The following is an 18,832-nucleotide window of genomic DNA, read 5'->3' as shown; positions in this document are numbered from 1 at the left end:
GGCCACTTACCAGTAGTACTGCAGCGACTTGCCCCACTGGGTGCTGGCATAGCTGGTTTTAAGCTGTTTGAACCAGGCCTTGCGCTGAGCCGGTGTCACTTCTTTCCCGCCGCAACTGTTGTAGCCCGAGGGCGCATAGCAGTTGATGGCGCGGAACAGTGCGTAGGCCTTGTCGGTGGACGACGCCTTGGCATCGCCGATCACGCTCTGGTAGCCGTCGAGACGCGAGAAGGTCGTGCCCTTGAACAAGGACGCGGTCCCGCCCAGTTCATCCGCGCTGCGCTGGCTATCCAGCGGCATGCCGTCCAGGCTGTTGCGCAGGATGAATTCCCCCAGGCAGTTCAGCGCCTGGGGCTGCTTCGCGTCGGCTTGCAAGGTCGTCGCCGTCTCGCCAATGGTCGGGCAGGCATAGCCGGACTCGGCCTTGGCGCCGCTCCAACGGAACAGCTTGAGCGGCTGGCCGCCACTGTAGGTGTAACCCAGCGAGGCACCCAGTTTGGTGTCGGACGGCTCGGCGGGTAACTGCTTGAGGTCGGCGGTGAAATCGGCGTAATGGCCCAGGCGCAGGTCCTTGTAGAGCAACACGAACAGCGCCGTATCCCGCTCGGTGGAAGCTTCCCCCTGGGCGACCTGACGCAGCAGTCCGGCGTCGGCGATATGCCGCAGCAGGATGGCACGCACCTGCGCGGTCTTGATCGGCGAGTCGGCGGCAAACACCTTGGCCACCTGCTGGTTGCGCTCGTAGTGATTGGCCAGGGCCAGTTCGACCTGCTCGCGTTGCAGTGGTTGGTGGACCTGCGGCAGCAGTTGCAGCCAGAGGGCTTCGGCACCGTTCACGTCCTGTTTTGCGTCCAGGGCCAGGCCGCGCAGCATCTGCTGGCTGAAGGCGAGGTAGTCGAGTTTCGCCGGGATCTCGGTCGGCAGGCTCTTGAGCGCCAGCTCCGGGTTTTTCGCGACATACAGTTGGAACGCCGCCTGCAAATAGTCATACAGCGCCGGTTGCGCGGCGAAGATCGGTTTCTGCGCCTGGAGGATTTCCAGGGTCAGCTTGGGCGTGGCGTTCTCGCCGTATCCGGGGCGCATGCCCATCAGGTCGTCGAGGGCCTGGAACAAGGGGTGCTCGACCTTGCCGCCGCCGAACAGCATCTTGTTGTCGATCTCCTGCACCAGCTCGTCAGGCGTCACGTTGCGCTGTTCGGCCTTGGCCTGGTCCAGTTGCCAGAGGTATTCGGTCGCCTGTTTTTCGGCATTCCCCGCCAACCAGTAGACCCGGCGCAACAGGCCACGGGCGGAGGTCGCATAGAGGCCCTCGGGCCAGGTGCCGAGGTAATGCTGGAAACCTTCTTCGGCCAGTTTCAGCTGGGCCGCGTCGGCCTCTTCCTTGGTCGGCATGCCGTCGCTGTCGAAGGTGTTCTGTTGCGCCAGGTTGAGGGCGGTGCGCGCCTGCATGTACTGCGCGGTTTCCTTCAGCCAGGGTTGCGGGCTTTCGCCCAGGCTGGCGAAGGCCTGGGCGGCGTCGGCGAAGCGCCCGCTATAGAAGCTGATGGCACCGTTCAGGTAGCTGGTAAATGCTTGGCCCTGGGCCGATTGCACGGCGGGCACCAGGCTTGCTTGCTGCGCCGGCTCCCAGGCGCAGGTGCCGAGCATCTGCACGCGAGCGCGGGCCAGGGCCTGGCGCTCGGGGTCGGGCAGTTCGCTGCTGCCCAGCAACTGGTTGATAAAGGTCGTGGCGCTGTCGGCGTCGTTGCTGCGGCAGCGGCCACCCTCGCCGGACAGCAGCGAACTGACGGCGGTGTCGGCGTTTTCGCGGGTGATACCGAGTTTTCCCAGGGCCTCATCCAGCGGGGCGGCGACGGGCTTGCCTGGTTCGGCGCCGACGACCGGCTCAGGGGCGGCGTCGAGGCGGGTCGTGGCGAACGGTACCGGGCCGAAGCCCGCGCCCAGGTCGTCGTTGCTCAACGGGTTGGGCGCCAGGGGCAAAGCGCCCTGGTCGGCGAGCAACAGGCGCAGGTTGACCCGGCTGTCGTTGCCCGGGTTGAGGAAGGCGAGGTTACTGCAGCCGTCGAGGCTGTACTTGAGCATTGACCAACGCGGGTAGCAGGTGTCGTCGGAACTGGCCAAGACCTGTGAGCAGAAGCCGGCGCTCACCGCCAGGGCCAGAGATGTCAGAAGACCGATACGCATGAATTGTCCCTAATTCGTTAAACGAGCGGCAGCGAGGCCGGGAATGGCGCGAATAATACCGAAGCCGGGCCACAACACCTATGCTTGTACCCAGCACGGCGTTGCAGCCTGTGATCTGCCGCACATCGGCGACCGCCCGGTCGTTCGATAAACATAGTGGCAATTGGCTTGACGCTTGATACGGCTGCCGTAGACTCGCGATTGTCCGACAAGGAGTCCCTTAATATGTGGTGTTTGCGGGTGGGTGTGTTTGGGTTGTCCTGCATGGCGTGCCTGGCTCAGGCGCAGACGCCGGCCGAGACTGACCCGCTGTTGGATAACAATAATAATGCTGCAGCGACCCATGCCGTCGCCGCGAGCGAGGCCCGTGGCGTGTTGCGCGCCCGTGACCAGGCGATGCTCGCCAGCGAGCTGTCGGGGCGTATCGTCGAGTTACCGTTCAGTGAAGGTGAAACCTTCAAGCAGGGCGACACCCTGGCGCGGTTCGACTGCTCGGCCTATCAGGCCCAGCTCAATGCCGCCCAGGCCGCCAGCCGCGGTGCCAGTGAAGAGCTGGCCCACAATAAACAGTTGGCTTCGTTGAACTCCGTCGGCCGCTTCGAAGTGGCCCGCGCCGAGGCCAAGCTCGCCGAAACCCAGGCCCAGTCCCAGGTCTACCAGGTACAGGTCAGGCGTTGCAGCGTGATTGCGCCCTATGACGGCCAGGTCGTGCAGCGCAAGGTCCAGCGCTATGAAAGCGTCTCGGCCGGGTCGCCGATGCTGGAGATCGTCGACAACCGTACCCTGGAAATCCACCTGCTGGTGCCGTCGCGCTGGATGGGCAAGCTCAAGGCCGGCCAGACTTTCAGTTTTGTACCGGATGAAACCGGGCAGCCACTGACTGCCACCATCAAACGCCTGGGCGCGCGGATCGATGAAGGCAGCCAGACCCTGTTGCTGGTGGCCAGCCTGCCCAAGGCCGACGGCCTGTTGGCGGGCATGAGCGGCACCGCGCGCTTCGAGGCGCTGAAATGAACGCACCGGTAGCGGGTGCCGTGGAGCGGGTGTTCGCCCAGTTCCTCGACCTTGAACGCGTGACCCGCGCTGCCCGCACCACCGAACAGCTGGCTTATAGCCTGGTCAACGACGGCCAGGCGCTGTTTGGCTTTCGCCACGCTGCCCTGCTGATCGCCGGTAAGGTGCGGGCGGTCACCGGGGTCAGCTCGGTGGAACCGAATGCGCCGTTTGTCGCCTTCGTCGAACACGCCGTGGCGCAGATTTTCAAGCTGGAACGGGCCAAGCCGGCGACCGTGGTGCCGATGGACGCCTTCACCGCTTCGGTGCGCGAGGACTGGCAGAGCCTGTCGGCGCCCCAGGTGTTCTGGCTGCCGCTGCTCGATCACAAGGGCGAGGTCTTCGGCGGCCTCTGGCTGGCTCGCGACAATCCCTGGAGTCCTTCCGAACAGGTGCTGCTGGCGCAATTGGGCGACACCTACAGCCATGCCTGGCTCGCCCTGCAGCCCCGCCGGCCGTGGCGTTTGCGTTTCACCCGCAAGCGCCAGGCGTTGCTGGTGCTCCTGGCGCTGCTGAGCCTGTTGATTCCAGTGCGCCAGTCGGTGCTGGCGCCGGCGGAAGTCGTGCCGCTGGCCGGCCGGGTGGTGGCAGCCCCGCTGGACGGGGTGATCGCCGAATTCCTGGTCAAACCGAACCAGACGGTGAAGACCGGCGACCTGCTGGTACGCTTTGAAAGCACCACCCTCAAGGCCCAGGCCGATGTGGCCCAGCGCGCCCTGGGCGTGGCCGAAGCCGAATTGAAGGCCAATGCCCAGCGGGCTTTTGCCGATGCAGAGTCGAGTTCGAAGATCGATTTACTGGCGGCGCGGGTCGAGCAGAAACGCGCCGAGCGCGATTACGCCGCCGAATTGCTCAAGCGCAGCGAAGTGCGCGCCGAACGTGACGGTATCGCGGTTTTCGCCGACGCCGAACGCTGGACCGGCAAGCCGGTGCAGACCGGTGAGCGGCTGATGGAAATCGCCGACCCGAGCCAGGCCGAACTGCGCATTGAACTGGCGGTCGGCGACGCCATTGCCCTGACGTCCGACGCCGAAGTCGCCTTGTTCCTCGACAGCGACCCCTTGCAGCGTTACTCGGCCAAGCTGGAGCGGGTGGCCTACGAGGCGCAATCGACCCCGGCCGGGCAGTTGGCCTATCGCCTGGATGCCAGCTTCACCGATACCCCGGTACCGCGTATCGGCTTGCGCGGCACGGCGAAACTCTTCGGCCAGCGCGCGCCGCTGGCCTTGTACCTGCTGCGCCGGCCCTTGGCCGGGCTGCGCCAGAGCGTCGGGCTGTAATGAACCTGCCCAGCCTGCGCGCGGATCTGCAGCTCACCGCGGCCGCCCCGGCGTTGGATGGCTCGCCGCGCTGGACCCTGGCCGACCCGGTGCGCGGGCGTTATTTCAAGCTCGGTGTCCAGGCCATGCGTTTGCTGCGGCATTGGTCGCTGGGTGATCCGACGCAGGTGCTGCAAGCGGCGAACCGCGAACCGGGCCTGCCCCTGGGCGACCCGGAGCTGGAGCAGTTGCTGGGCTTTTTGCGTTCCCATGACCTGATCGCCTCGCTGGACCCGCAACAGCGTGCCAGCTATGCCTGGAAAGCCGCCGCGTCGCGCCAGAGCCTGTGGCAGATGGCGCTGCATCAATATCTGTTTTTCCGCATTCCCCTGTGGCGCCCGGATGCCTTCCTCAATAGTGCCTGGCCCTGGCTGCAACGCTTCGGCCCGCGCCTGCTGCGCTACGGCTTGCCGGCCACCCTGGGGCTTGGGGTATTCCTGGTTTCGCGGGACTGGGAGCGTTTTCTCTCGACCTTTCCGCACCTGTTCAGCCTCGGCGGGGCCATGGCCTTTGGCATCGCGCTGTTCTTCGCCAAGCTCTGCCACGAGTTCGGCCATGCCTTCATGGCCAAGCGTGCGGGGTGTCGGGTGCAGAGCATGGGCGTGGCCTTCATGGTCATGCTGCCGCTGTTCTACACGGACGTCAGCGACGCCTGGCGGATCAACGACCGCAAGGCGCGATTATTGATCGGGGCCGGCGGGGTCATGGCCGAGATGCTGTTGGCCTGTATCGCCCTGCTGGCCTGGTCGCTGTTACCGGATGGGCCGGCGCGCACGGCGGCGTTCATGCTCGCCAGCGCCACCTGGCTGACCACCCTGGCGGTCAACCTCAACCCGTTCATGCGTTTCGATGGTTATTTTCTGCTCAGCGACTTCTGGGAAATCGACAACCTTCAGGGCCGGGCCTTTGCCCTGTGCCGCTGGCGCTTGCGCGAGGCCTTGTTCGGCTACGACGAGCCGGCCCCGGAACCCTGGCCGCCGGCGATGCGCCGACGCCTGCTGTGGTGGGGCTTCCTCTCCTGGTTGTGGCGCGCGGCGCTGTTTTTCGGGATCGCCCTGGCGGTCTATCACCTCTTCTTCAAATTGCTGGGCATCTTCCTGATGATGGTGGAACTGGGTTGGTTCATCTTCCTGCCGATTTTCAAGGAGACCCGCGAATGGTGGTCGCGACGTGAGCAGGCGCATACCCCACGGGTGTTGCTCAGCGGCCTGGGTCTGCTGGCGCTGCTGTTACTGGTGGTGGTGCCCTGGCGCAGCAGCGTGGAAATACCGGTGATGCTGGAAGCCGGGCGGGTCACGGCCCTGCACGCGCCGGTTGCCGCGCGGGTCAAGCAGGTCAATGTGCATGATGGGCAGATGATCGAGGCGGGCACGGTGCTGGTGGAGCTGGAGTCGCCGGACGTCGATTCGCGGTTGATCATCGTGCGCCGTGAAATCGATATCCTCCAATTGCAGATGCGCCGCCAGGCCGGACGCAGCGAGACCGCGGCGGATGTCGGTATTCTTGAACAGCGGCTGGCGGAGGCCGTGGCCGAATACCGGGGGTTGCAGGCCCGTCGTGAGCGTTTGTTGCTCAAGGCACCCCAGGCCGGCCAAGTGCGCGACCTGATGCCGCAATTGGCGGTCGGGCGCTGGGTTTCGACCAAGGAGCCGCTGGCGCGGGTGGTCGAGGGTGGCACCCGTATGCGTGGTTATCTGGCCGAAGAGGACTTGTGGCGAGTTGCGCCGGGGGCGAAAGGGCGTTTTGTCGCGGATGACCCGATGCGCCCGGCCTGGCCGGTGGAGTTGCTGGACGTCGACGCCAACGGTGTGGCGGCTATCGACCAGGAGGCGCTGACCTCCGATCACCATGGCCCGATTGCCGTGCGCCGCGACGAAAACCGTCGTCCGGAGCCGGTGCAGGCGCAGTACGGCGCCCGCTTGCGGTTGCTCGAGGACATGCCGACGCCCAGCCATCCACTGCGTGGTGTAGCGGTGTTGCAGGGACGCAGTGAGTCACTGTTGGGCACGGCCTGGCGGCGCATGGCCGCCCTGGGCGTGCGGGAGAGTGGTTTCTAGTCAGTACAACGGTTCAGGGAGTACAACCGATGTTGAACAATGCGTCTGCCGCCGGTTTGTCCATGCGGCCCTCACGGCCTACCGACGGGCCTTTTCTGCAGAGTCTCTATAAGTCGGCCCGGCCCGAGTTGCAGTGGATCGACGCCGATCCCGAGGTGGTCGAACAAGTGGTCGCCCAGCAATTCCAGGTGCAGGAGCATGGGATCGGCGAGCACTTCCCCGATGCGATGCACTACGTGGTGGAAAAGCTCGACATCCCCATCGGCGTGCTCAGCGCCGACTTCGGCCCCAACGAAATCCGCGTGCTGTACCTGGCGTTTATCCCGGCGGCCCGTGGCAAGGGGTTTGGTCGCAGTGTTCTGCAAGGGGTGCAGAAGGCCGCCGAGCAGGTGCGCTGCCCGGTGGCAACGGTGGTCTGGGCGAGTAATCCCCAGGCGCGCCAGCATTACCTGGCGCTGGGGTTTCGGGTCGAAGAGAGCTCGCCAGGGGCTGAACGCTTGATCTGGTACCCGGGTTTCAGTTGAAAACGATATTGAAGTAACCCAGCGCCGGATCACGGCCCAGGGGCGGCTCGCGGGACACGAAGACGGCGTCCACGCGACCCAGTTGCGGTAACTCCAGGGCGCACAGGCCGTCGACGAACTCCGTCGGTCCCAGGCTGCGCAACACCACGTTGAAGGGAATCCGGCTGCTTTCCGGCAGGCGCGATTGCGGGCGCAGCACGATCGACTCGATCTCGATCGGCAGCAGGCTGCCGTCGGGCAGGTGCAGCGGGCAGTGCTGTTTCATCAGCAACTGGAAGTGTTCACTTGAAACTTGTTGCAGCATCGATATTCTCCGTCATGCACGGCAAGAATCAGGGCATTTGGCTCAATACCGCTCAGTCAAGGCCAAACACGGTCCCTGTAGGAGTAGAGCTTGCTCGCGAAGAGGCCCGTGAGAGCACCAAAAGCTTCGCGGCGTACGGCGACCTGACAAGCCCGGCTCCTACAGGTTTTGTGGCGCCTTCAGCGCGCGTTCCTGATCAGTTACGGGAAGGGAACAGCCCTTGCAGGGCGATGCTGAAGTTCACCACCAGATACGGATTCATCGTTCCCACGGGCACGCCGCTGCCGGGTATGGCCAGGGTTCCGCCGATGGTGGTGGTGGCGCCTTTCAGGGCGACCGGCGAGGCGCCTTGCGCGTCTGAGTAGATCGCGGCCGAGGGCGGCCCGCCAGGGACGGATGCACCGATATAGGCATTGGTGGTGGTCGGTGCGGTGACCGGATTGCTGGCGACGCTCGCCAGGTTGATGGTGGTGCTGACGGTCAGGCCGGTGGTGGGGATCGCTTGCGGCGGCAGGTTGCTGCCCAGGATGGAGACGTGTTCGGTGCCGCTGGCTTCACCCATCACCCGGGTCGTCAGGCCCGGTCCGGTGCCCTGGGCAATGGGCAGGCGGCTTTGCAGGTTGGGCAGGCCGAAGGTCTGCACGCCATTGCCACCGTAGGTCGTGCCGAGCAAGGTGAACAAAGCCTGGTACTGCTGGATATTGAGCAACTGGCCGTTGCAGAGCGCCCAACCGTTGGGGGCGAAGTTGAAGCCGAACATCTGGATACTGCCGAGAAATACGTCCATAGATCCTTATCCTTCAGCTGTGTTAAGTGAAGTGCCTTGCCCGTTGGACGGGCTGCGTAGGCCGCCGATCCGGGTCTGCTGTGCACCGTCCTGAAGCGTAGACGCTGTCCTGGCCCGCGCCGGGTTTTTTGCATGCTCAAGGTCGTGATGGGAACAGTCAGGCAAGGCGGTATCGTTCTAGCCTACAATCACCGCGTCATACCCCCCCAGGCGGGTGCAGTTGTCGATTTCTAGAGGATGGTGATGGGCGTTCCGAGCAATGATGAAGTAGCAAAACGACTTTACGGTCAGCCTGTCACGCATCCGCAATCCCTTGTCCAGTTGCTTCGCGAACCCTGGCTGATAGCCCTCCTGCTATTGGCCGTGGCGTTACGTCTTTATGAACTGACGGCCTCGGCGATCTGGGGCGACGAAGGCTCCAGCCTGCTGCTGGCCCAGTTCCCGCTGGCCGGCATCTGGTCCCATGCGTCCCACGATGTCCATCCGCCGCTGTATTTCATGCTGCTGCATGTCTGGATCGGCCTGTTCGGCGACTCGATCCTGTCGATCCGCATGATGAGTGCGGTGCCCGGGGTGATTACGGTGCTGCTCGGTACCTGGCTGGCGCACCTGGTCGCCAACCGGCGGGTCACGATGCTGACCTGCCTGCTGCTGACCCTGCTGCCCACGGCCGTACGCTACAGCCAGGAAATACGCATGTATTCGCTGATGGGCGTATGGCTGCTGGGGGCCACCATTGCCCTGGTGTATTGGGTTCGTGAGCCCGCGCGCCAGCGTTATCTGGTGATCTATGCGCTGCTGATGGCGGCCGCCTTCTATACCCACTACTTTTCGGCGTTGTGCGTGTTGTCGCACTGGCTCTATCTGCTGGTGATCCGCCCGCAGCCCGGCAGTGCACACCGTCACATCGCGCGCCGCGAGTGGTGGTTGGCCAATGTGGCGATCGTGCTGTTGTTCCTGCCCTGGCTGCCGGGGCTGATCGACCTGGTGCGGCATATGGAGGAGTTGAAGGTCGGTGGCGATGTCGGCTGGGAGCCGCCGGTCACCTTGCGCTCGCTGCCGTCGATGCTCTGGCAACTGATGGCCCAGGACGACGGCGAAGGCATGCCGCTGTGGCTGTTCGTCACCTTGCCGGGCGTGATGGCGGCCGTGATGACATTCCTCGTCTGGACTGATCGCAGCCGCCACCGCTTCGACACGCTGCTGGTGATCTACAGTGCGTTGCCGTTGCTGCTGGTGTTCGCCATTTCGTTTGTCTCGCCGGTGTTTATCGAGCGTTACCTGACCGTGCCGGCGCTCGGCCTGCCGATTATCCTGGCCTTGGCCGTCGACCGCCTGGCGCGGCGCTTCAAGGTCCTGGCCGTGTTGCTGCTGCTGGCGGTCCTGGCGGTGGAGGGCGTGGGCCTGAAGAACAACTACACCGTCGACGCCGGCGATCAGTTCAACAATATGGTCGAGTACATGAACCAGCACAGCGTCGCCGGTGACCAGGTGGTGCTGGGCGACATGTTCTGGCTGCTCACCTGGGGCTACTACGACAAGAGCGCCACCGCGCCACGGCTGTACACGCCGCCCACTGCCAAGGGCGTGTCGACCCGACCCAACAACTATGGTTTCGGTACGCTCGTCGATGAAAGCGCTGGCGTCTACCTTGATCGCCTGGACGACCTGCCCCAGGGCAATGGCCGGGTCTGGCTGGTGATGAGCCGCGTGGCACCGGATGAATTCCCGTCGATTCCGGACAATTGGCGAAAAATTGACCAGCATGCCGGTGGCGACACCCAGGCGGTTTTATATGAGGTCTGTCACCCTTCGTGTAGTGATGACTCACCGCAATAGGTCCGATTTAGAGCCATAAAGTCATATTTTATGCCCATAAACATCTCTGTTTGTGTGTTTTTAGACTTAAAACGCAGATGGTTGATATCAAAATACTACTAGTGTGAAATATTCCCTTTAGGCTACGCTTTGTCCTACAAATGGACTTCCGTCTAGGGTGAAGGGATTGCGTAGTTTTCACTTTGTCTCCGGTTTGCCGCGCTCAGGGTCAACCCTGCTGTCCGCCATTCTTCTCCAGAATCCCCGCTTTCATGCCGGCATGAGCAGCCCGGTCGGCACCCTGTTCAACAGCGTGCTGGAACAGTGCAGTGCCGGCAGCGAGTTCGGCGCGGTGATCGACACCGATATGCGCCGCCGTCTGTTGCGCGGCCTGTTCGAGTCCTATTACGCCGACAAGACCGAGCAATCGGTGGTCTTCGATACCAATCGCCAGTGGTCGGCGCGCCTGCCCGCGCTGATGGACCTGTTCCCCCAGTCCAAGGTCATCGCCTGCGTGCGCAATGTCGCCTGGGTCATGGACAGTCTTGAGCGGCTGTATCGCGCCAACCCCTTCGAGAACACCAAGCTGTTCAACGACGAAGTCGAGCGCAACACCGTCTACAGCCGTTGCGAAACCCTGGCCCAGCGCAATCGCCTGGTGGGGTTCGCCTGGACCGCGCTCAAGGAAGCCTATTACGGCGAACACGCCGACTCCGTGTTGCTGGTCGACTACGACCTGCTGTCCCAGGCGCCGGAGCGGGTATTGCGGTTGGTCTACGACTTTATCGGCGAACCTTGGTTCGAGCACGATTTCGACCATCTGGTGTATGACGCCCCGGCATTCGACCAGGCCCTCGGGGTTGCCGGCCTGCATAAGGTCAAGCCCAAGGTGGCGATGGAGCCACGGCGTACGATTCTGCCGCCGGACCTGTTCGAAAAATATGCGACGCTGTCGTTCTGGAACGATGGTTCAGCCAGCGCCGCCAATGTTATTCGCATGAAAACCAATACCGCGATCAGTTGATCGCGGTTTTTTATTCCAACAAAAAAATCCTTTGGGCGTGTGAGCGCTCGAGTGCAGGTGAAGCATGTGGTGGAGCAAACAGAAATCGCGGGCTGAAGGCGTGAGAACCCTGGTTTCACCCATGATCATTCCGCTCGAGCCGCGCATGCTGTTCGACGGCGCCGTGGCGGCCACCGTGGCCGAAGCCGCGCAGCCGGCCAGCCACGCCACCACCGATGCGGCGAAGGCCCCGGCCACCGATCACGCGACCGCGCCCGCCGATGCCCACCCGCAATCCGATGCCACGCCGACCCCGGCGCCGGCCGCCGTACCCGGCCAGTCGGTGGTCTTCGTCGACTCCCGGGTCCAGGATTTCAGTGCCCTGCTCAAGGGCATTGCGCCCGGCACCCAGGTGGTGGTGTTGCAGGCCGGCAAGGACGGCCTGCAACAGATCGCTGATTACCTGGACACCCATCAGGGCGTGAGCACCGTGGAAATCATCGCCCACGGCAACTCGGGCGACCTGTGGCTGGGCAGCACCTACCTTTCGTCGACCAACGTCGCGGCGCGGGCCGACATATTGGCGCGTATCGGCAATGACATGAATGTCGGCGGCGATATCCTGATCTACGCCTGTAATACCGCCGAGGGTGCCACCGGCCTGGGCTTTGTCGACTCCCTGGCGCAATACACCGGGCGCGATATCGCGGCATCGACCAACCGCACCGGCCTGGGCGGCGACTGGACCCTGGAAATTTCCACCGGGGTCATCGAAAGCCACAACGTGCTCTCGGCCGACGCCATGGCCGCGTACCAGTACGCCCTGTCGACCATTACCGTGACCAGCAACGCTGACAGTGGCGTCGGTTCACTGCGTTCGGCCCTGAGCAGTGCGGTGGCGGGCGATATCATTACCTTCAACGCCAGCATGACTGTCAACCTGAATTCGCAACTGGTCATCAGCAAGAACCTCACCATCGAAGGCGACCTGGACCACAACGGCACACCCGATGTGATCCTCAGCGGGCAATACAAGACCCAGGTGCTCATGGTCAATTCCGGGGTCACCGCGACCCTGGACGGGCTGGTCATTACCCAGGGGTTGGCGGTGGGCAATGGCGCGGCGGCCGGGGTCGACGGCACCGCGGCGATGGGCGGCGGTATTGTCAACGCCGGTAACCTGACCCTGAACAATGTCACGGTGACCAGCAACGCGGCCTCGGGCGGCGGCGGAGGCGGCGGGGTCACGGCGCCCTACGTCGGCGGCGCGGTTGGTGGTGGCGGCGGCGGCGGTGGTGCTCTTGGCGGACAGAATGGTGGTCATGGTGGTAGCTCGGGCTTCGGTACGGGGGTCTATGGCGGTACCTCCGGCACCGCTAACCATGGCGGTACCGGCGGCGGCTACAACCCCAACTACATGGGTGGCAAGGGGGGTAGCAGCACCGGCGGCGCGGGCGGTATAGGCGCCGCCAACTACAGTAGCGGCGGTAACGGCGGCACGGCGAACAACGGCACCATCTCGATTGGTGGCGGCGGTGGTGGCTCCGGTTGGGACAAACCTGGCCGGGCCGGCGCATCGGCCAGCGGCGGTATCTACAACGCCAGCACCGGTACCCTGACCATCGTCGGCACTTCGGTGATTTCCGGCAACATCGCGGCTGGCGGCGGTGGTGGTGGCGGCGGTGGCCTGGGCGGCTCCGCCGACTCCGGTGGCGCGGCCGGCAAAGGCGTCGGCGCGATCTGGAACAAAGGCACGTTGTTGATGACCGCCGCCAACTTCGCGGCGATGACCGGCAACGTCGGTGGCAGCGGCTCCGGTGGTCCGGCGCTGGGCGGCGGCGGTACCGGCGCCAGCGTGGCGGCGGTGAACAATATCTTCAACGACGGCGGTACGCTCAACACCGCCTATGCGCCGGCGCCGACCGCAACCATCGTGGTGACCAACACCGCGCAGCATATCGGCAGCACCTCGCTGGTGACCATTACCTTCAACCAGGCAGTGACCGGCTTTACCAGCGCCGACCTGACGATTAGCAACGGTACCCTGGGCACCCTGAATACCAGCGACAACATCACCTACACCGCGACCTTTACACCGAACTCGAGCGTGACCAGCGCCACCAACCATATTGTCCTCGACAATACCGGCGTCACCTCCACGTCGACGGGTACACCGGGAACCGGCACCACCTCGTCCAACAACTATGCCATCGATACCGTGCGGCCGACCGCGACCGTCTCGGTGGTCGCGCCTACGCTGAGCACCACGGTCAACTCGACGGTGAACATTACCTTCAGCGAAGCGGTGAGCGGTTTCAGCCTGGCCGACATGACGGCGTCCAATGGCACCCTGAGCAACCTGACTACCAGCGACAATATCCACTGGACCGCGACCCTGACGCCGAGCGCCAGCAACAATAGCAGCGGCAACGTCATCACCCTGGACAACACCCTCTATACCGATACCGCGACCAACGCCGGTACCGGTACGACCACCTCCAACACCTACGTCGTCGACACCGTGCGACCAACCGCGACCATCGTGGTGTCAGACACGGCGCTGAACGTCAACGGTAACACCTCCCTGGTGACCATCACCTTCAGCGAGACGGTCAACAATCTTGCCCTCGGCGCGTTAACTGTTGCTGATGGCAGTCTGAGCAACCTGGTCCAGGTCGACGGCACCCACTGGACCGCGACCCTGACCGCGAACCCCGGGGTCAACCATGTCGGCGATGTCATCACCCTGAACACCACCGCGATCAGCGACGTCGTGGGCAACACCGGCAGCGGCACCACCACCTCCAACGCCTACGCCGTCGACACCGTGCTGCCGACCGCGACCATCGTGTTCGGCAATACCAACCTGGGGATCGGCCAGACCTCGCCGGTGACCATCACTTTCAACGAAGCCGTGCCCGGTTTTACCAACGCCGACCTGACGGTGTCCAATGGCACCCTGAGCACGGTGAGCACTAGCGACGGTGGCGTCACCTGGGTCGCGACCTTCACCCCGACGGCGGCGATCGTCAGTGCGAGCAACCACATCACCCTGGACACCAGTCATGTGAGTGACGCTGCGGGCAACGTCGGTAGCGGCACCGTCACGTCCAACAACGTGGCCATCGACGGTGTACGCCCGACCGCCACTATCGTTGTGTCGAACAACAACCTGGGTATCGGCGGCACCTCCACGGTGACCATTACCTTCAGCGAGGCGGTGAGCGGTATGACCCTGGCCGACCTGACGACCGACAACGGTACCCTCAGCGGCCTGAGCACCAGCGACAACATCACCTATACCGCGCTGTTGACGCCGGTGGCGGGTATCACCCAAAACAACAATCACATCGTCCTGGACAACAGCACGGTGATCGACGGTGCCGGTAATAGCGGTACCGGGACCACCAGCTCGAATGCCTATAACCTCGACAGCACGCGCCCGACTGCAACCATCGTGATGGCCAACCCGACCCTGGCGGCCGGGCAGAGTTCATTGGTGACCATCACCTTCAGCGAGGCGGTGACCGGCTTCGACAACAGCGACCTGAGCGTGCCCAACGGTATCCTGACGGCAGTCAGTACCAGCGACGGAGGCATCACCTGGACAGCGACCTTCACCCCGACCAACGGCGTTCACGACACCACCAACCTCATTAGCCTGAACAACAGCGGTGTGCAGGATGGGGCGGGCAACGCCGGCACCGGCATCACCAACTCGGGCAACTTCACCATCGACACCGTGCGCCCGACCGCGACCATCGTGGTGGCGGATAACGCCCTGAAGATCGGCGAAACCTCGCTGGTGACTATCACCTTCAGCGAAGCCGTGACCGGCTTCAGCAACGCCGACCTGACGATCAGCCACGGTACATTGACCAGCGTCACCACCGGCGACGGTGGCATCACCTGGACCGCGACCTTCACCCCGACCAGCAACATCACCAGCGGCAGCAACGTGATCGAGCTGAACAACACGCTCGTGGCGAACGCCTCGGGCAACACCGGCAGCGGTGTTACCGACTCCAACAACTACAGCATCGACACCCAGCGGCCGACGGCGAGTATCGTGGTGGCGAACAACGCCTTGAATATCGGCGGTACGTCGCTGGTGACCATTACCTTCAGCGAGGCGGTGACCGGTTTCAGCAATGCCGACCTGACGGTCGCTGACGGTACGCTGAGCGCTGTCAGCACCAGCGACGGCGGCATCACCTGGACCGCGACCCTGACACCGAATGCGGCCACGACCCACACCGGCGACGTGATCAGCCTGAATAACACCTTGGTCAGCGATCTCGCCGGCAATGCTGGCGCGGGAACCACCCTGTCCAATACCTATGGCGTCGATACTGTGGCGCCGACCGCGACCATCGTGGTGTCCAACACGGCGCTGAACGTCAACGGTAGCACCTCCCTGGTGACCATCACCTTCAGCGAGACGGTCAACAATCTTGCCCTCGGCGCGTTAACTGTCGCCGATGGCAGTCTGAGCAACCTGGTCCAGGTCGATGGCACCCACTGGACCGCGACCCTGACCGCGAATCCTGGGGTGACCCATACCGGCGATGTCATCACCTTGAACAACACCCTGTTCAGCGACAGCGCAAGCAATGCTGGTAGCGGTACCACTACCTCCAATACATACGCCATCGACACCCAACGCCCAACGGCCACTATCGTGGTCGCCAACAGTGCACTGAGCATCGGCCAGACCTCCCAGGTGACCATTACTTTCAGCGAGGCGGTAACCGGCTTCAGCAATGCCGACCTGACGATTGCCAACGGTACCTTGAGCGCGGTGAGCAGCAGCGACGGGGGTATCACCTGGATCGGGACCTTCACCCCGACCAGCAATATCACCCACGCCAGCAACATGATCAGCCTGAACAACACGACGTACACCGACCTGGCCGGCAACGCCGGCACGGGCACCACCGATTCCAACAACTACGCCATCGACACCCAGCGTCCGACCGCGACCATCTCCGTGGCGAACAACAACCTGGGTATCGGCCAGACCACAACGGTGACCATCGCCTTCAGCGAAGTGGTGACCGGCTTCAACCTGTCCGAGCTCAGTGTCCCCAACGGCACCCTGTCCAACCTGGCCAGCGCCGATGGCGGCAAGACCTGGACCGCGACCCTGACCCCGACGGCCGCCGTCACCGATGCCACCAACCTGATCGTGCTGGACACCAGCCTGGTCAGCGATACCGCGGGCAATGCCGGGTCCGGCATCGCAATTTCCAACAACTACGCCGTCGATGCCACCCGGCCGACCGCGACCATCAGCGTCGCCAACCCGAACCTGACCGCCGGCCAGACCACCGTGGTGACCTTCACCTTCAGCGAGAAAGTCAGCAACTTCGACCTTTCGGAGTTGAGCGTGGCCAACGGCGTGCTGTCCAACCTGGCCAGCGCCGACGGTGGCAAGACCTGGACCGCGACCCTGACCCCGACGGCGAACGTCACCGACCCGAGCAACTTCATCACCCTGGATAACAGCCTGGTCACGGACCTGGCCGGCAACGCCGGGACCGGCTTCGCCAACTCCAACAACTTTGCGGTCAATACGGTCGCGTTGGGCGGCGATCCGCAGTTCCGCGTGGACACGCCCGTGGCGCGGCCGGATGCGCCGAACCAACCGCTGCAGCCACAGATCAGCGTCGCTCCGACCGGCAACCTCGGCTCGCCGCTGGGCTTCCCGCCGTTGTTCGAACAGCGCAGCTCGGGAGATGGCCTGCCACCGCTGGGCAATATCTTTATCAATCCGAACGTGCTGGCGCCGAGCTTTATCGCCCAGGTGTTCAGCAGCGACAGCGGTGCCACGGGCAGTACCAGTGGTTTCCTCGGTTTCGGCGGCGGCGATGGCGGGGTGTTCGGCAGCAGCACCATGTCGAGCATCTTCAATCGCGAGTCGGGCAACAGCGACACCTCGGCCAACCAGGTCTTCGACCGTAATGGCAAGGGCCTGGGCGAGCCGGCACAGGGCGCGCGCGGTATTTTCGGCGCGCCGACCCTGGGGCAGCAATTGCAGAAAATCAAAGACGGAGAGCAGAAACAGCTGCATGAACTAGCCTGGGCATTGGAACAAGTCGGCATCAGCGAAATGTCGGCCTGAGCACGATTGGGAAGCTGCGCCGACGCTGGTCGGCGCCTATAAAAAAAGAATGCAGTAGTCAGGGGCGGTGCAAGGGATGAGAAGAAGTCATAAGTTGTTCAGCGTCAGCTTGCTGGCGCTGGTAGTCAGTGGTTGTGCCGTCACCAGCCAGCCGATCGATCGTAGTGTCAGTGAACAACGTGCCAAGAGCGATATGCAGACCATGTTCAAGGATCAGGAGCCGCTGAATGGCCCGCTGACCTTGCACCAGGCCATGGCCCGAGCGGTGAAGTACAACCTCGAAGGCCGCCTCAAGATCATGGAAGAGGCCCTGGCCAAACGCCAACTCGACCTCGCCAGCTTCGACATGCTGCCACGCATGGCGCTGTCCGCCGGCTACGCCGGGCGTAACAACGTCAGCGCCTCCAGCAGCCAGAACGTCCAGACCGGCGAGCAGTCCCTGGTCCCTTCGACCTCCCAGGACCGCGACCGTCGTGTCGGCGACCTGACCATGGTCTGGAACGTGCTCGACTTCGGCGTGAGCTATATCAACGCCAAGCAGCAGGGCGACCAACGCCTGATCGTCCAGGAACGCCGGCGCAAGGTGGTCAACACCATCGTCCAGGACGTGCGTTCGGCCTACTGGCGTGCCGTGGCCGCCGAGCGCCTGCTCAAGCAGATCGACAGCCTGATGGCGCGGGTCGAGCAGGCCCAGGGCAACAGCGAGAAAATGAGCGACCAGCGTATCGGTGACCCGGTCCAGGCCCTGGGTTACCAGCGCGCTTTGATCGTCGCCACGCGCCAGTTGGAAGAACAACGCAAGGCGCTGACCCTGGCCAAGACCGAGCTGGCGACCCTGATCAACCTGCCCATGGGCACCGAGCTGACCCTGGCGACCCCGGAAAACTACGAGATCCCGGAACTCAAGGTCGACATGGGCAAGCTGGAGCAGGAAGCCCTGGCCAACCGTCCGGAACTGCGCGAGCAGGACTACCAGACCCGCATCAGCGCCAACGAAACCCGCAAGGCCATGCTGCGCCTGCTGCCGGGCCTGGAATTCTCCGCCGGCGGCCATTACGACAGTAACTCCTTCCTGGTCAACGACAAGTGGGCCGACTACGGCGTCAAGGTCACCTGGAACCTATTCAACGTGATCTCCGCCCCGGCGGCCATCGACGTCGCCAAGGCCGGTGAAGAGGTCGCCACGGCACGCCGCCAGGCCATGTCCATCGCGGTGCTGGCCCAGCTCTACGTGGCCAATGCCAACTTCAACGAAGCCGTGCGCCAGTTCAAGACCAGCCAGCAACTGTCGAATATTGACGGGCAGATCGCCGGTCAACTGCGCAACCGCTACAAGGCCGCGGGGCTCGGTGAACTGGACCTGATCCAGGGCGAGCTCAACACCTTGCAGGCCGACCTGCGTCGCGACCTGGCCTATGCCGACCTGCGCAACGCCTATGGGCAGATCTTTGCCAGTGCCGGGCTTGATCCGCTGCCGCCGGAAGTCTCTTCGACCAAGATCCAGTCGATTGCCGGGGCCTTGGCCAGCCGTGAATCCGACTGGGCCGCGGGCAAGATCGATGAACCTGTGAGGTCTGCTCAAGCGAAATGACCGACCTGACCACGGGGTCCATCAGCGCCAGCCGGCGCGAGGCCTGTGTCGAACACTTGCTCGACAGG

The 18,832-nt window shown here is 63.8% G+C and carries 11 protein-coding genes; 8 read left to right on the top strand and 3 right to left on the bottom strand.

The genetic code is table 11. The annotated features are described in order from the left end of the window. Nucleotides 1–6: 6 nt before the first annotated feature. Nucleotides 7–2,184, bottom strand: coding sequence for an outer membrane assembly lipoprotein YfiO (locus tag M5B42_RS08210; RefSeq protein WP_248745503.1), 2,178 nt, complete (start codon nt 2,182–2,184; stop codon nt 7–9). A gap of 225 nt (nt 2,185–2,409) precedes the next feature. Here M5B42_RS08210 and M5B42_RS08205 point away from each other — a divergent pair, with 225 nt between their 5' ends. Genes M5B42_RS08205 through M5B42_RS08190 form a run of 4 tightly spaced genes read left to right on the top strand, consistent with a single transcriptional unit; the run spans nt 2,410 to nt 7,137 of the window. Next, on the top strand, nt 2,410–3,198 hold the full coding sequence (locus M5B42_RS08205; protein WP_248745502.1) for an efflux RND transporter periplasmic adaptor subunit: 789 nt from the start codon (nt 2,410–2,412) through the stop codon (nt 3,196–3,198). Next, complete coding sequence (locus M5B42_RS08200; RefSeq protein WP_248745501.1) at nt 3,195–4,517, top strand: HlyD family efflux transporter periplasmic adaptor subunit; 1,323 nt, start codon at nt 3,195–3,197, stop codon at nt 4,515–4,517. The genes M5B42_RS08205 and M5B42_RS08200 overlap by 4 nt, the downstream gene beginning before the upstream one ends. Next, complete coding sequence (locus M5B42_RS08195) at nt 4,517–6,613, top strand: biotin/lipoyl-binding protein (protein ID WP_248745500.1); 2,097 nt, start codon at nt 4,517–4,519, stop codon at nt 6,611–6,613. The genes M5B42_RS08200 and M5B42_RS08195 overlap by 1 nt, the downstream gene beginning before the upstream one ends. Nucleotides 6,614–6,642: 29 nt before the next feature. Continuing rightward, nucleotides 6,643–7,137, top strand: coding sequence for a GNAT family N-acetyltransferase (locus tag M5B42_RS08190; RefSeq protein WP_152741826.1), 495 nt, complete (start codon nt 6,643–6,645; stop codon nt 7,135–7,137). Here the strand turns inward: M5B42_RS08190 and M5B42_RS08185 are convergent. Both M5B42_RS08185 and M5B42_RS08180 read right to left on the bottom strand, forming a co-directional pair. Continuing rightward, nucleotides 7,130–7,441, bottom strand: coding sequence for a hypothetical protein (locus M5B42_RS08185; protein WP_248745499.1), 312 nt, complete (start codon nt 7,439–7,441; stop codon nt 7,130–7,132). The two genes, M5B42_RS08190 and M5B42_RS08185, sit on opposite strands and share 8 nt — an antisense overlap. A 196-nt stretch (nt 7,442–7,637) precedes the next feature. Then, a complete protein-coding gene (locus tag M5B42_RS08180) occupies nt 7,638–8,228 on the bottom strand; it encodes a tail fiber protein (RefSeq protein ID WP_248745498.1) in 591 nt (196 codons plus the stop codon). 243 nt (nt 8,229–8,471) lie between these two features. Here M5B42_RS08180 and M5B42_RS08175 point away from each other — a divergent pair, with 243 nt between their 5' ends. The 4 genes from M5B42_RS08175 (at nt 8,472) to M5B42_RS08160 (ending at nt 18,764) form a co-directional block, all read left to right on the top strand. Further along, nucleotides 8,472–10,067 carry a glycosyltransferase family 39 protein gene (locus M5B42_RS08175; protein ID WP_248745497.1) on the top strand — a complete coding sequence of 532 codons (1,596 nt, stop codon included), beginning with the start codon at nt 8,472–8,474 and terminating at the stop codon, nt 10,065–10,067. 157 nt (nt 10,068–10,224) lie between these two features. Continuing rightward, nucleotides 10,225–11,070, top strand: a complete 846-nt coding sequence (locus tag M5B42_RS08170; RefSeq protein WP_248745496.1) for a sulfotransferase — start codon at nt 10,225–10,227, stop codon at nt 11,068–11,070. A gap of 121 nt (nt 11,071–11,191) precedes the next feature. Then, the gene (locus tag M5B42_RS08165; protein WP_248745495.1) at nt 11,192–17,173 is read left to right on the top strand and encodes an Ig-like domain-containing protein; all 5,982 of its coding nucleotides are present in this window, start codon (nt 11,192–11,194) and stop codon (nt 17,171–17,173) included. 94 nt (nt 17,174–17,267) lie between these two features. After that, nucleotides 17,268–18,764: a TolC family protein gene (locus M5B42_RS08160; protein WP_248745521.1), complete on the top strand. Its 1,497-nt coding sequence runs from the start codon at nt 17,268–17,270 to the stop codon at nt 18,762–18,764. The last annotated feature ends 68 nt before the right edge of the window (nt 18,765–18,832 follow it).

Source organism: Pseudomonas sp. MWU12-2037, from assembly GCF_023242345.1.
Classification (GTDB): Bacteria; Pseudomonadota; Gammaproteobacteria; order Pseudomonadales; family Pseudomonadaceae; genus Aquipseudomonas; species Aquipseudomonas gingeri_D.
Note: the sequence above shows the minus strand (reverse complement) of the source record. Positions and strands in the feature narration are given on the sequence as shown.